The 12339-nt window shown below is 43.3% G+C and carries 14 protein-coding genes and 1 pseudogene; 9 read left to right on the top strand and 6 right to left on the bottom strand.

Features of this window, described 5'->3' with window-relative positions; translation table 11 throughout:
• Positions 1-3: 3 nt before the first annotated feature.
• Complete coding sequence (locus NIE88_RS12165) at positions 4-906, bottom strand: LysR family transcriptional regulator (RefSeq protein WP_253062447.1); 903 nt, start codon at positions 904-906, stop codon at positions 4-6.
• 120 nt (positions 907-1026) lie between these two features.
• Between NIE88_RS12165 and NIE88_RS12160 the strand changes: the two genes are divergently transcribed.
• On the top strand, positions 1027-2289 hold the full coding sequence (locus NIE88_RS12160; protein ID WP_253062446.1) for an APC family permease: 1263 nt from the start codon (positions 1027-1029) through the stop codon (positions 2287-2289).
• A gap of 90 nt (positions 2290-2379) precedes the next feature.
• Here the strand turns inward: NIE88_RS12160 and NIE88_RS12155 are convergent, their stop codons facing one another.
• Genes NIE88_RS12155 through NIE88_RS12145 form a run of 3 tightly spaced genes read right to left on the bottom strand, consistent with a single transcriptional unit; the run spans position 2380 to position 3966 of the window.
• Positions 2380-3183 (bottom strand): arsenite methyltransferase, encoded by an 804-nt coding sequence (locus NIE88_RS12155; RefSeq protein ID WP_253062445.1) that lies wholly within the window; start codon positions 3181-3183, stop codon positions 2380-2382.
• Positions 3184-3199: 16 nt separating this feature from the next.
• On the bottom strand, positions 3200-3625 hold the full coding sequence (arsC, locus tag NIE88_RS12150) for an arsenate reductase (thioredoxin) (protein ID WP_253062443.1): 426 nt from the start codon (positions 3623-3625) through the stop codon (positions 3200-3202).
• Positions 3622-3966, bottom strand: coding sequence for an ArsR/SmtB family transcription factor (locus tag NIE88_RS12145; protein ID WP_253062441.1), 345 nt, complete (start codon positions 3964-3966; stop codon positions 3622-3624). The genes arsC and NIE88_RS12145 overlap by 4 nt, the downstream gene beginning before the upstream one ends.
• A gap of 564 nt (positions 3967-4530) precedes the next feature.
• Here NIE88_RS12145 and NIE88_RS12140 point away from each other — a divergent pair.
• The 4 genes from NIE88_RS12140 (at position 4531) to NIE88_RS12125 (ending at position 6270) form a co-directional block, all read left to right on the top strand.
• Complete coding sequence (locus tag NIE88_RS12140; protein ID WP_253062439.1) at positions 4531-4983, top strand: AraC family transcriptional regulator; 453 nt, start codon at positions 4531-4533, stop codon at positions 4981-4983.
• A 204-nt stretch (positions 4984-5187) separates the two neighbouring features.
• On the top strand, positions 5188-5454 hold the full coding sequence (locus tag NIE88_RS12135) for a type II toxin-antitoxin system RelB/DinJ family antitoxin (protein WP_253062437.1): 267 nt from the start codon (positions 5188-5190) through the stop codon (positions 5452-5454).
• Positions 5438-5707: a Txe/YoeB family addiction module toxin gene (locus NIE88_RS12130; RefSeq protein ID WP_309247036.1), complete on the top strand. Its 270-nt coding sequence runs from the start codon at positions 5438-5440 to the stop codon at positions 5705-5707. Before NIE88_RS12135 ends, NIE88_RS12130 begins: the two co-directional genes overlap by 17 nt.
• 104 nt (positions 5708-5811) lie before the next feature.
• Complete coding sequence (locus NIE88_RS12125) at positions 5812-6270, top strand: GNAT family N-acetyltransferase (protein ID WP_253062435.1); 459 nt, start codon at positions 5812-5814, stop codon at positions 6268-6270.
• A 48-nt stretch (positions 6271-6318) separates the two neighbouring features.
• Here the strand turns inward: NIE88_RS12125 and NIE88_RS12120 are convergent, their stop codons facing one another.
• Positions 6319-7620: an MFS transporter gene (locus NIE88_RS12120; RefSeq protein WP_253062434.1), complete on the bottom strand. Its 1302-nt coding sequence runs from the start codon at positions 7618-7620 to the stop codon at positions 6319-6321.
• 349 nt (positions 7621-7969) lie between these two features.
• Between NIE88_RS12120 and NIE88_RS12115 the strand changes: the two genes are divergently transcribed.
• From NIE88_RS12115 to NIE88_RS12105, 3 genes are read left to right on the top strand one after another with little or no spacing between them, the layout of a single operon-like run.
• A complete protein-coding gene (locus NIE88_RS12115; protein ID WP_253062433.1) occupies positions 7970-8335 on the top strand; it encodes a GntR family transcriptional regulator in 366 nt (121 codons plus the stop codon).
• Between the two features lie 20 nt (positions 8336-8355).
• Complete coding sequence (locus tag NIE88_RS12110) at positions 8356-9237, top strand: ATP-binding cassette domain-containing protein (protein ID WP_253062432.1); 882 nt, start codon at positions 8356-8358, stop codon at positions 9235-9237.
• Positions 9234-9584, top strand: coding sequence for a hypothetical protein (locus tag NIE88_RS12105; RefSeq protein ID WP_253062431.1), 351 nt, complete (start codon positions 9234-9236; stop codon positions 9582-9584). The genes NIE88_RS12110 and NIE88_RS12105 overlap by 4 nt, the downstream gene beginning before the upstream one ends.
• A gap of 685 nt (positions 9585-10269) precedes the next feature.
• Here NIE88_RS12105 and NIE88_RS12100 read toward each other — a convergent pair.
• Complete coding sequence (locus NIE88_RS12100) at positions 10270-11643, bottom strand: MATE family efflux transporter (protein WP_253062430.1); 1374 nt, start codon at positions 11641-11643, stop codon at positions 10270-10272.
• A 345-nt stretch (positions 11644-11988) separates the two neighbouring features.
• Here NIE88_RS12100 and NIE88_RS22820 point away from each other — a divergent pair.
• A pseudogene (locus NIE88_RS22820) lies at positions 11989-12210 on the top strand (DUF2812 domain-containing protein); the annotation flags it as partial.
• Between the last annotated feature and the right edge of the window lie 129 nt (positions 12211-12339).

The raw sequence follows: 12339 nt of genomic DNA, 5'->3' as shown, positions 1-12339 counted from the left end.
TATCTATGAATGCATGGAGACATGATCTTTTCCATACATAGCGTGCGCCGCCTCGATGAAAAAGCGCATGTTGTCGGTAAGTTGTTTGTCTTTGTGCCAGGCGAGATATGTGGGAACGGACTTTGGGGCCGACTGCCAGTTCAGTTTGGTAAGCAGTCCCTTTTCAATCTCTGCCTGAACGGTGACCTCCGGCAGAAACGCGATACCAATCCCGGCAATGGCGCACTGTTTAATTGCTTCGGTCGTAACAAATTCCATGACGGTCTCAGGAACAATCTCATTTTTTTCAAAGGCATCTTCTAATGAATTGCGGTAAGAACAGCCCTTAGTCGTTAATAAAAAGGTTTCACCATTGAGGTCATCATCTGAGATGTCCAAGTGGGCGCTTATTGGTTTTTCTGAGGACGCAACCAAAATCATCTTTTCATCGATCAAATCTTTTCCGGTCATTAAAGGTGTCGCGTGTGGCGAACCCATCATCCATCCTAAATCAATGCGGCCATCCATAATTCCTTCACGCACTTCCGAGTCAAAATTGACTGTCGTTACAATCAGCCGCGCCTTCGGATAATGAAGTTTATATTTTTTCAGCAGCTGCGGAAGCCGGTAAGTACATTGACTTTCCGTAACGCCAATGGTCAATGTTGGCGGTGCGTCCATAATCCTTGCTTCAGCATCACGTGTGAGCTGCACCATCTGGTCGGCATACTTTTTAAAATCTATTCCTGACTTTGTCAGTTTTATTTTTTTGCCCAGACGTTCAAAAAGAGGCTGCCCCAGTTCGCGTTCCAGAGCCTGAATCTGAGCGGTGACACTAGGTTGAGCGAAGTGCAACTGACGTGCGGTTCGTGTAAAGTTAAGTGTTTCCGCGGCAATTTTAAAGGTCAGGAGTTGCTTTGTGTCCATGATGCTCTCATCTCCTTATAGAAAATATTGATTGATCCAAACAAAATAATCATCTTTAATGATTGATGGCTTTATTTTAAGATAAAGTGGCAAAGAAAACAAGTCGAAAGAAGGTTACGTATGAAAACGATTCGTTTGCCACAGGCAATTGCTTTATACATTGGCGCTGTTCTTGGTGCGGGAATTCTTCTTGTACCGGGGCTCGCCGCTCAAGTTGCAGGTCCGGCATCATTAATTGATTGGGGACTGCTCGTGGTTTTGGTTCTCCCGATGGCCCTTTGCATGGCGTATTTATCACAGAAATTTCCTCATTCCGGTGGTGTTTCTTATTTTGTTACGGAGGCGTTTGGTCAGCGTGCGGGACAGGTGATCGGCTGGTTTTTCCTCATGTCGGTTCCGATCGGGGCACCGGTGACCGCGATCACCGGGTCCGCCTATCTAGGTACGGCATTGGGGCTGCCTGAACCGATCATCATGGGTATGGCATGCGTAGTTTTACTGATTGCGTTAGTGCTCAATTATCTCGGAATGCGCATTGCAGGAAAAGTGCAGGTCGCGGTAATTACAGGCATTTTAGTGATTCTTTGCGTCACACTTATTGCCGCGTTTCCGCATTTAAAAATGACCCATTTCACCCCCTTTATGACCAAAGGTCCATGGAGTGTCGGCCATGCGTCGACGCTGCTCTTCTGGTGTTTTATCGGCTGGGAAGCAATCACCAACTATTCTGCGGAATTTGTTGATCCGGAAAAAGATATTCACCGGGCAACGGTTATTTCTGCAATCATTTTAGGCTGCCTTTATTTCCTGACTGCACTTATTGTTGTCGGAACGGAAAGCTACCAAAACCAAGGTCAGGCGGCGCTCGTTACCGTTTCGCAGCAAGTATTTGGCCAGGGTGGGGCAATCATCACCGGTATCGCGGGTCTGCTGATCTGTTTGGCGACGGTCATCGCCTACATTGGTTCTGCGTCTCGAATGGCTTATGCCATGGCAAAAGAAGGATCGGCCCCAAGAGGGTTAATGAAACAATCGCAAAAATATCAAACTCCGGTTGGAGGCTTGCTCTTTTTGGCCTTTTGTTTCATTTTGGTGATGATTGCGTATTCCACTCAATTCATTTCACTGACAAAATTGATCCAACTGCCGAATGCGACCTTTCTGCTCAATTATATGGGCGGATGCGCCGCCGGACTATTCCTTTTCAGAGGGGAGAAGAAAAAATTTCTCATCAGCCTGATTGCTTTTCTTGCCACACTTTTCATGTTCCTTTTTGTTGGTTCAGCCATTCTCTATCCGATCATCATTTGTCTGTTCCTGGCGGGACAAAAAATGGTCCATTCACGCAGAAAAAATATTATGAATGATCGTGGCCGCGAATGATTTTCAATAATGAATGTCACTTCTCAATAATGAAAAAGAATCCTTAAAGATCATCTGATCTCTGGATTCTCATTCTTTTGCCTATGTGGGTTATTTTACCGCTTGGATGGTTGATGAGACGATATATTTTTCGATACGGACTCCTGGCAGCCATTCTTTAATGAATGCTTTCGATTCATCCTTTGGTTTAATTTCAATTTGTACAAAGCCGCTTTGCTTGAGCATGCTTTGCAGGTCGTTAATGGAAGAAGCGCCGGAAATACAGCCGGAATAAGATACATCCAAATCGGTTTTTAGTTTCTCCGGCAGCTCGGCGGTCAGAACAACATCGGAAATGGCCAACCGTCCGCCTTTCTTCAGGACGCGATATGCTTCTTTGAACACTTGCGGCTTGTCAGGTGAGAGGTTGACGACGCAATTGGATAGAATGACATCAATGGATTGGTCGGCGACCGGCAAATGCTCGATTTCGCCTAAGCGAAAATCAACAGTTGAGAACGATCCTTTTTCTGCATTCGCTCTTGCTCTGCTGATCATTTCCGGTGTCATATCCACGCCGATGACCAATCCGTTTTTGCCGACTTGCCGGGCGGCAAGGAAGCAGTCGAATCCGCCGCCACTGCCAAGATCCAGTACACATTCGCCCGGTTTCAGTGACGCGATCGCTTGCGGATTGCCACAGCCTAACCCGAGATTTGCGCCATCGGGCACAGCGTTTAATTCATCTGTTGAATAACCGAGCTGCTCGGAAACATCATTTTTGTTTTCTTGTGTCGCGCAGCAGCCGACATCAGAGGAAGAGCATCCACAAGATGATACTGACACGTCTTGCAGAGCGATTTGTTTGTAACGGTTGCGGACATTTTGCCTCATTTGATCCTTTGATCGTGTCATGAGAACGAACTCCTTTTTATCGAGTTATTTTATCTTCTTCAGCGAATGCTTTTATTTTATCCGCAATGCCGTCTCGGACGTTTTGGAAAACGCTCCGGATTTCTTCAGGTGTTCCTTGTACTTTTGCCGGATCGTCAAATCCCCAATGCTCTCTTTTTATCTGCGGCGGGGTCATCGGGCATCGATCCTCAGCATCCCCACATAATGTAACGACAAGATATGCACGGTTGACTAGAGCAAGATCAATCAGCTTCGATTCATGGTTGGAAATGTCGATGCCGACTTCTTTCATGACGGCGACTGCGTTTGGATTCAGTCCATGTGCTTCGATTCCTGCCGATCGAATGTCGTAATCATCACTTAAATATTTTTTTCCAAACCCTTCAGCCATTTGACTGCGGCAGGAGTTGCCGGTGCAGAGAAAATAAATCAACTTTTTCATTTTAACGTCTCCAATGGAATGCTCTTGCTGATTGTTTGACAGTCGCATGTCTGTGCCTCTAAGAGCGGCAGTACTTGGATAATCTCTGATACATAGCTTGGAAGCTGATCATTAAGGCGATAATAGACCCAAGTTCCCTGCTTGCGTTCGTTGATTAAGCCAGCTGTACGCATTTTCTTCAAATGCTGACTGATTGCCGGTTGCGATAAATCGAATAAATCCACAAATTCACAGACACATCGTTCACCTTTTTTTAAGAAGGCGAGCATCTTCAGCCGATTCTTGTCGCCGACAATCTTGAGCAAATGGGATATGGATTCAATTCTTTTTTCATTGTTCATATATTCATCCTCACTTATATAATGATATCATTATATTAGCGAATACTTATATTTTAGTCAATTAAAGCACCTACGAAAGTAATCAGAGCTTACATGAAGTGCAGGTGATTAATGATATTATTCATGCTGACAGAGCAGTATTCAACCATAGATTTTGTGATAAAAGTGTTTTTTATTGGAGAAATAGGTCCGTTTGTAGTAGATGGAAGAAGCGCAATAATTGGCTCCATACAAATCGTGGATGGACAAGATTAAATTGCGAATCGATAGAAAAAGGGATAAAACTAGAAAAGCTGAACCGAACAGAAGGAGTTAGACCGAATGATCGAAACGTTAAACCGAAGGGAGTTGTAACAGAAGAGTTCAAAGTCGTAACGAAATTAAGAATTCATAACCAATTGACAAACAATGTAAAGAAGGGGCGGCTCAACAGCATTATTCCTAGTGATGCGGTTCATTGGCTAGTTACACTCGATTTATTATAGTATCGCACTAGAGCGTTTAAAAAAGTTAGTGAAAAATTTTTTATAACATTATATCCTGTGTTTGAGAGGAGAGGAAGCAATGGATATCCGTGTCGAACGATTTGAAGCAACATCTATTTTGTACATGCGAAGAGTAGGTGAGTACGGGCGAGAAAATAATACGCTCATGTCTCGCTTTAAAGAAAAAATTCAAGGCATTAATACGAATCAAAAGACCATTTACGGAATAGCGTGGGATAATCCTCAAATAACGCCATCTGAAGCATGCCGTTACGACGTAGCGCTTGAGATCACTTCGGATGAAACCATTCCTGAACCGAATGATTTTTTGTTTGGAAAAATTCCTGGCGGTCACTATATGGTTCTGTTATTTCCCCACTTTACGAATGATGTTCAAAAGGCGATGGAATCATTTCCGGCAATCCTGCAAGCCAAAGGATATACGATGGATGGTGCGAGGCCAATCATCGAAAGATATAGACAGGTGCTCGTAGATAAAGATTTATGCGAATTATGTGTTCCTATTTTATAAACCTTCGTGGAACATACAAAAGATAGAGCTTACAATTTCAGAGGCTGTTCCGATTCTGTCTGCAGTCATTGTTGGGCTTCTGATCTGCTTGTGGTTAGTTGATTGAAAGGAAAAGCTTTTTTTTAATTGTTGTATTGCATAATTAATGCATTGTATACACATAAAATTTAATATGCAGTATAATATTGATGAGGAGGCTATAATATGGCTCAAACAAAAAATGTTCAGGTCCGCCTAGATGAGAAGTTAAAAGATGAGGCTAATAAAGTATTTGATGAAATGGGCTTATCTATGACTTCTGCCATCACCTTGTTTATTAAACAGGTGGTAACACAACGGAGAATTCCTTTTGAAATTGTTGCTGATCCGTTTTACAGTGAAGAAAATCAAAGCGTATTAAGAGAATCGTTAAAGCAATATCAGATGGGTAAACTAAAATCCCATAAGTTGATTGATGAAGAGGATGAATAAGTTATTTACTGACATTGCATGGGAAAATTATTTATACTGGCAACAACAAGATAGAAAGATATTAAAACGCATTAACATGTTGTTAAAGGATATTGAGCGAAATAAGTATCACGGTTTAGGTAAGTTAGAAAAATTAAAGGGTGACTTATCCGAATGGTACAGTGTCAGGATCGATAAAGCTAATAGGATCGTATTTAAAATTGAGAACGATACGTTATATGTATTACAGTGTCGCACGCATTATGAAAGATGAATGATCCTACCATGAATGTTGATTTCTGACTGTAACAGAAACGGATCTTTTTTGTGAGTTTTCTTAATAGCACATTCTATTATCTATAAGTGAGGCATGTGACTATGGATCTCCTATACAGAATTTTTCATCACCCCACACCTCAGCACTACCAACTGCTTCTTGATGCTGATCCATCAAAGAAGCTGATTGACGCTTACTTACCACGAAGCATCTGTATTGAGGCGTATGAGCAGGACACAATGGCAGGGGTTGTCATTTTGCTGCCGACGAGACCGGGAACGATTGAAATCGTTAATCTTGCGGTCGTACCTGAACTGCGTAATAAAGGAATTGGAAAAGCACTCATTGAGTACTCAATCAAATGGGCTAAAGAGCAACGCTACCAAGTTATCGAGATTGGAACGGGAAGTACAAGTTTTGGCCAGCTTTATTTGTATCAAAAATGCGGGTTTCGCATGGTCTCCATCGATACCGATTTCTTTGTTAAGCACTATAGCGAGCCGATTATCGAAAATAATTTGACGCTAAAGGATATGGTGCGCTTGCGCTTAGATCTATAATCCCAACAAAAGAGAGCGGTGGCCCTGCGGCCGCCGCTCTCAATAAAATTATGCTGACTTTTCTAAGTTCCAGATCTTTTTGTCTGCAAGAAATGGAAAACAAGAGAACAGCCCCAAAATACCGATGACCAGAAACAATAAGGCAGCTCCGGAACCTCTCCCCATCCCAAACAGAACATGCCACAGACTACCGGACGCTTGCGTCATCATAAATGGTTCGAATACCGTATCAATTAAGAATCCCCCACAAAAATAGCCGACAGGGATCGTAAAAAACTGCAGTGTATTTCTCACAGAATAAACGCGCCCCTGCATCTGAACGGGAACTATTGAACGGAGCAGGATATCCATCTGCGCGGTCATAACCGGAACGAATAGCCATCCCAGGACTGCGCCGAGACACCAGATCGGGGTACTCCTTCCGAAGGCGAGAATGAAGTTCTCCGTACCCATTGAAAAAAGTAAAGAACTGAAAATGACACGGACGCGGCTCTTCGGAGTCGGAGCGACGGTGACCAAAATGCTTCCGAGCACCATTGCCAGTCCTGAGAATGTGTTCACCATCCCGAGTGCTGTTTTTCCTCCACCTGTTCGTGAAAGAATCATCGCCGGCAGGGCGGCACTGAAAATTGAAACGGTAAAATTGATTATGGAAAGAAATAAAATCAAATCAAGAATACCGCGATTCTTTTTAAGAAAGTTCAGCCCTTTTTTAGCAGATTGCAAGACCGTCTCTTTTTTATCAGGTCTCTGCTTTGCGTCGTTTGAAATCTTAATAAATCCTAAAAGCACAATAAAAGCGACAGAGAAGGTCATCAGGTCAAAGAAAATAACGACTTGAATCGTTGTAAAAGCCAGCATGGCAGCAGCAAGTGCCGGAGTCAGCACCGTGATCAATGAATTGGAAAGCGAACGTATGCCGCTTACTTTTTGGTAATGCTTTGGTGAAATGAGCAAGCTTATGGTCACTTCCGACGCGGGTTGCTGCACCGTGTTCATTAGGCCGTTTAAAGCATTAATCAAATAGAGATGCCACAGTTCAAGGTTCCTTGTTGTAAGTAAAACGAGAACCGTTGCGCTGCATAGTGCGGCAAAGCTGTCACAAACCAGCATGGTCCATTTTTTGTTCCACTGATCACTCAATGCACCCGCAAAAATACTGAGCAGAATGTAAGGAAAATAGGAACAGATGGTCAGCAATGCCGTCATAAGTGCTGATCCATGCTGCTGGTAGACCCAGATCACCAGTGCGAAATTGGTCATTTCACTGCCCAGCACCGAAAACGATTGTGTGATCCAAAAAATAAGAAAAGTGTGCAATTCACTTATTGTCTTTTTTAAATTTTTCATTTTAACTTTGCTCCCTTTAATTTAATGGTTCTTAAATTAAAGTGCAAAGCCTAACGGACGATGTTGAATGGGCCCCATGCAGGTTCGTCCTGACTTAGACCTTGCACGGAGCATTGGCAATGCAGCTCTTCATTTTGCCCAGCCTTTCTGTGAAAATAATTTCAATTTCACTATACCACGAGATGCACGGCTTGAACTGAACCATAGCACAATTACGGAAAAATAATGACAAAACCGCAACTTACATGCTCGGCGATTTGTAAGGCTTTCCGCTTGTTTTTATTGACAGAAAATAAATCATCTTATATAGTTAATTACATAAGTAATTAACCGATTGGGTGGTGAACCGATGTGTGAGCCAATGAACGATGGTCGGCCCATTTTCGTGCAGATTGCCGAACATATTGAAAATGAAATTCTTGGGGGATCACTTGAGGAATTGGCGCAAGTCCCTTCAACCAATCAATTTGCCGCTTTCTACAAAATCAATCCGGCGACGGCAGCGAAAGGGGTAAATGTGCTGGTGAATGAAGGAATTCTTTTTAAAAAAAGAGGAATCGGCATGTTTGTCGCTGAGCATGCGCGTGAAAAACTGATCGAGAAACGAAAAAAAACCTTTTTCCAAGATTACGTGGCTGCCATGCTTCGGGAGGCAGAGAAACTGCACATAGAAAAAGAAACGTTAATTCAGATGATTGAAGACGGTCAAAAATGATTGAACCTAAGGAGGATATGATGACAACGGAAATAAAGGTGGACCATGTATCGCTGCGGCTTGGAGATCAGAACGCTTTATCGGACCTATCTTTTCAATTAAAAGGCGATAAAATATACGGCTTGCTTGGCAGAAACGGGGCAGGAAAGACATCACTCTTATCGCTGCTTGCCTCTTTCCGTGAACCAACTGAGGGAACGGTTCTGATTAATGGCGAGCGTCCCTTCGAAAATCAGCGCGTGATGAACAACGTTAACTTTATCTATGCAAAAAATCAGAATGATGAGTCGGAAACCGTAAAAGGCATGCTTGAATTTGCCGAACGCTATCGCCCTGAGTGGGATGCTGAGTACGCGTCAAAGCTTGTGAAACGATTCAAATTGCCGATGGATCAGAAGGTCAAAGCACTGTCTAAAGGAAAGCAGTCGGCGCTTGATGTGGTCATCGGTCTTGCTTCGCGTACGCCGGTTACGATTTTTGATGAGGCCTATCTGGGGATGGACGCTCCGGCGCGATCCGTATTCTATGAGGAACTGATCAAGGATTATGCCGAACATCCGCGTTGCATTATTCTGTCGACCCATTTAATTTCTGAAGTAGCCTCTCTTTTGGAAGAAGTCGTGATTATTGATCAAGGCAAGCTGCTTGTTCATGAACCGGTGGACATACTCATGGCTCATGGACTCAGTATCACAGGACCTGCGGAAACGGTGAATCGGTTGACGAGTGATCTTCGCGTATTGAAGCAGCAGCAACTGGGAAGAACAAAATCCGTGATGATTTACGGGCAGCTTGAAAGCCTACGGTTGTCAGAACTGGAAAGATCCGGACTTGAACTTGGTCCGATCGGACTGCAGGAATTATTTATTTACTTAACAGAACATGAGGGGGATGGAGAATGAACGGATTGATGAATCGCGTCAGCCGAAAAGTCGCTGTGGATATTTTTCTGATGCTGTCGACTTGGATGGCTTGGTGTCTGCCTTTTTATTTCGGTTTTTTCATCCTTGCACATTTTGTGCCGCAAATTCAGCTCGATCATAACTTTTTTGACGGCGCAGTACAGGCGTCGAAAATATATATGCTGGTTGTGGGGATCATCCTGTCGCTGTATGTTCCCGTCGCCTACGTCAGACAAGGGGTAACAAGAAAGAATATGTTCAAGGGCATGCTGCTCGGCATGTCATGCATGGCCGGACTTTTATCCATTGCAGTACAGATTCTGCATGGCTTTTCGGCAATGATATGAGTCAGCCAAGTGGTCTGTCACAGGTATATCACGGTCAGGTTCTGACCCTGTTTCTTATCTTTTTCTTGTGTTGCGTCACCTACTTTACAATCGGATGGCTAATTGGACTCGTATTCTCCCAATACGGCTTTTTCCCAGGCATGTTTTCCATCGCTCTATCCATTGTACTGGTCGGCATATTCGAGTCATTCTGGAATTCCTATTTTAAGCTTCCTTGGCGGTTGGAGTTGCTGATGAGTTGTGCCCAGTGCACAGATTTCACTAATTGCCGCGTTTGCCGGAAGCATTGGGATTTTTGTACTGCTTAGTGTTTTGCTTCGAGTGATTGTTGGGCGCATGCCGATCAAGCCATAACTCGCGCAAATCATTGGATCGTGATTTGAAGCTGATTATATATAATGAAAAAAGCTTCTCTTCATTTTTCAAGAAGAAGCTTTTTCATTGTCTAGAAAATTATAAACGATCCACTTGTGGATAACTCTCCGTTAAACGATTCATTGAACTTTTGGATGGTTGGATCAAAATAATCGAGCAATTTGTCTGAGTCAAAGTCAAACGTGTCCGTTTCGCCGGGCACTTTGTCCGGGTTAATGGCGACTCTGTCCCATTCAAGCGCTCAAATGTCTTTTTCGGGCGTCTTTTGATACGATTTTTCCCGAGTTTGATACAGCTTTTGATACAACTTTCATTTTTTAATACGAATTTCGCGGCCCAAACTGGCGATTTGTTCTTGAACGGTATTTTGCTTCAACTGCTGTACATCACGCGAATAAGCGATTTTTAAACAAAAATACATGACAAAATAATTCATGAACAGGCCAGCGGCGATTCCGTAGATTCCGAGACGAAGCGGAAACGTCAGCCAAAGCATGGTTGCGAGCGCGCCCAAGTGGACAACCAGAGTCGCGATTAATACAAAGGTGCTTTTCTCGACGGATTGCATGGCCGCCTTATAAACTTCAAACAAAGGATTGAACAAATTGGCAAGCCACAGAATCAAAAAGATACCGGAAGAGAAGCTGATCAAATGGGGATCGTTTGTGATCACCCCGGCAATAGGCGCCCGAAACAGATAAAAGACGATTCCGGTCAATGAAAAAAGGGTCATCGTCAGCACAGCAGCTGTTTTTGGATAAGCGTTCAGGTCACTTATTCGGTGTGCGCCGCTGCTTTCACTGACGAGCGTGAGCAGTGCCGAACTGTACATAAATGCCGGAATCAAGCCGATCTGGAGCAGCTGTCCAATCAACAGATAACTCGAAAGGACGAGCATCCCCAAATGGGCGAGAAACGCATTGAGTGCGATGACAAACAAACTTCCCTGAAGCAGCTCCTGCCCCATCAAAGGCAGGCTTTGGTAAATAATCAATCGCACTTTCTTTGGGCGAATATGAAGTGCTGACTGAAGATCTTTTCTTAAAATCCAGCAATAAGCAAGACAGTCGATGCATAGGGTGATTGTACTTGAAATTGCGGTACCGGCGATCTCGAGCCGGGGAAAGCCGAATAAACCATAGATCAACAAATAATTTAATCCGCTGTGCAGCACAGCCGTCGTTGTTGAGATGATCATAATCCATTGTGTGCATTTTTTGATTTTCAAGCAGTTCGTCAGTGTGAAAATACATAATTGAAGCAGCATGTACCCGCTCATCAGTGAAAGATAAGTTGTTCCTTCATAAAGTGCGGTGCCGGAAAAACCGTAGACCGCTTTCAAAAACGTTCGGCCACATAAAAAAGCAGGTACGCCGAAAATGATGCCAATCAGCAGATTAATCAAAAGCGAGGACGATAGTATACTCAGATACTTGTCTTCGCGATGTTCGCCGATTGCTTTCGATCCTAAAATGTTTAAAACAATCGCAATGGCGCCAAAAATTCCCGCCATTGTATACAGAAAATTTCCGGCCGCTCCGACCGAAGCATAGGCGGACACAGACAGATGTCCGACCATTGCCTGATCGATTAATTCTATGGATAAGCCGAAAATCGAGTTGGCGATTAAAGGAACCGCCAACTGATTGAGCGGCTTGATATGCAGTTTTAACGTTTCGTTCATTGGGAGGACTCCGTTCTTTTATGAATTCCCATCAGCTTCCGTAACCAATGGGAATTCATACTGTGCGACGTCCATGCGAATCACCTCCTTATCAACATCTATTTTTCAGTGTACTTGTTCTTTGAAAACAATTCCATAATTATTTACATGCGGAAAATCAGAAAAGAGAGCGGCTCAAAAATCCGTAATAAGAAATCAAGTTGACTAGGAAGTGATTTTTTGAACTTAACTAAGTATTTACCGCTTTCTGATGACGCATCAATACATATCAGTGATCGGTTGTTTATCTGAGGTGAGTTAGACAGGGTAAAAAGCGTACACAAGTGATTTTTTGATTTTGCTAAAGAGGAAGCTTGGCTCTCAAAAATGTCTGAAAAAGGGTATGTGCTCATTTCAGTCAAGCGTTTTGTCAAGTACACCTTTCAGGAGATTGAGCCAGGAACATACAACTATAAAATTGACGATCGACTTTTCAAAAATTCTAGTGATTTACAGGACTATTGCGCTCTCTTTGAGGATTGTGCCTGGAAACCTCTTTGGGGTACAAAGAACTCAGGATCACAGTAATTTGTGAGAATAAATGATCATGCTTCAAACGACATTTTTCTGATTTGTCTTCTAAAGCCGGCAGATACAGGCGCCTTTTTGTTTGAAGCGCCATTCGCAATTGGCAGAGGATTTACATGGCTATTCTTT

Origin of the sequence: Sporolactobacillus shoreicorticis (genome assembly GCF_024125445.1) — a bacterium.
In the GTDB taxonomy this organism is placed as follows: domain Bacteria; phylum Bacillota; class Bacilli; order Bacillales; family Sporolactobacillaceae; genus Sporolactobacillus; species Sporolactobacillus shoreicorticis.
This window is presented reverse-complemented; position numbering and strand designations above follow the sequence as displayed.

What these genes read in the sequence shown, in the direction of transcription:
- NIE88_RS12165 (WP_253062447.1), bottom strand. Translation starts at nt 906, where the DNA reads ATGGACACAAAGCAACTCCTGACCTTTAAAATTGCCGCGGAAACACTT.
- NIE88_RS12160 (WP_253062446.1), top strand. Translation starts at nt 1,027, where the DNA reads ATGAAAACGATTCGTTTGCCACAGGCAATTGCTTTATACATTGGCGCT.
- NIE88_RS12155 (WP_253062445.1), bottom strand. Translation starts at nt 3,183, where the DNA reads ATGACACGATCAAAGGATCAAATGAGGCAAAATGTCCGCAACCGTTAC.
- arsC (WP_253062443.1), bottom strand. Translation starts at nt 3,625, where the DNA reads ATGAAAAAGTTGATTTATTTTCTCTGCACCGGCAACTCCTGCCGCAGT.
- NIE88_RS12145 (WP_253062441.1), bottom strand. Translation starts at nt 3,966, where the DNA reads ATGAACAATGAAAAAAGAATTGAATCCATATCCCATTTGCTCAAGATT.
- NIE88_RS12140 (WP_253062439.1), top strand. Translation starts at nt 4,531, where the DNA reads ATGGATATCCGTGTCGAACGATTTGAAGCAACATCTATTTTGTACATG.
- NIE88_RS12135 (WP_253062437.1), top strand. Translation starts at nt 5,188, where the DNA reads ATGGCTCAAACAAAAAATGTTCAGGTCCGCCTAGATGAGAAGTTAAAA.
- NIE88_RS12130 (WP_309247036.1), top strand. Translation starts at nt 5,438, where the DNA reads ATGAAGAGGATGAATAAGTTATTTACTGACATTGCATGGGAAAATTAT.
- NIE88_RS12125 (WP_253062435.1), top strand. Translation starts at nt 5,812, where the DNA reads ATGGATCTCCTATACAGAATTTTTCATCACCCCACACCTCAGCACTAC.
- NIE88_RS12120 (WP_253062434.1), bottom strand. Translation starts at nt 7,620, where the DNA reads ATGAAAAATTTAAAAAAGACAATAAGTGAATTGCACACTTTTCTTATT.
- NIE88_RS12115 (WP_253062433.1), top strand. Translation starts at nt 7,970, where the DNA reads ATGTGTGAGCCAATGAACGATGGTCGGCCCATTTTCGTGCAGATTGCC.
- NIE88_RS12110 (WP_253062432.1), top strand. Translation starts at nt 8,356, where the DNA reads ATGACAACGGAAATAAAGGTGGACCATGTATCGCTGCGGCTTGGAGAT.
- NIE88_RS12105 (WP_253062431.1), top strand. Translation starts at nt 9,234, where the DNA reads ATGAACGGATTGATGAATCGCGTCAGCCGAAAAGTCGCTGTGGATATT.
- NIE88_RS12100 (WP_253062430.1), bottom strand. Translation starts at nt 11,643, where the DNA reads ATGAACGAAACGTTAAAACTGCATATCAAGCCGCTCAATCAGTTGGCG.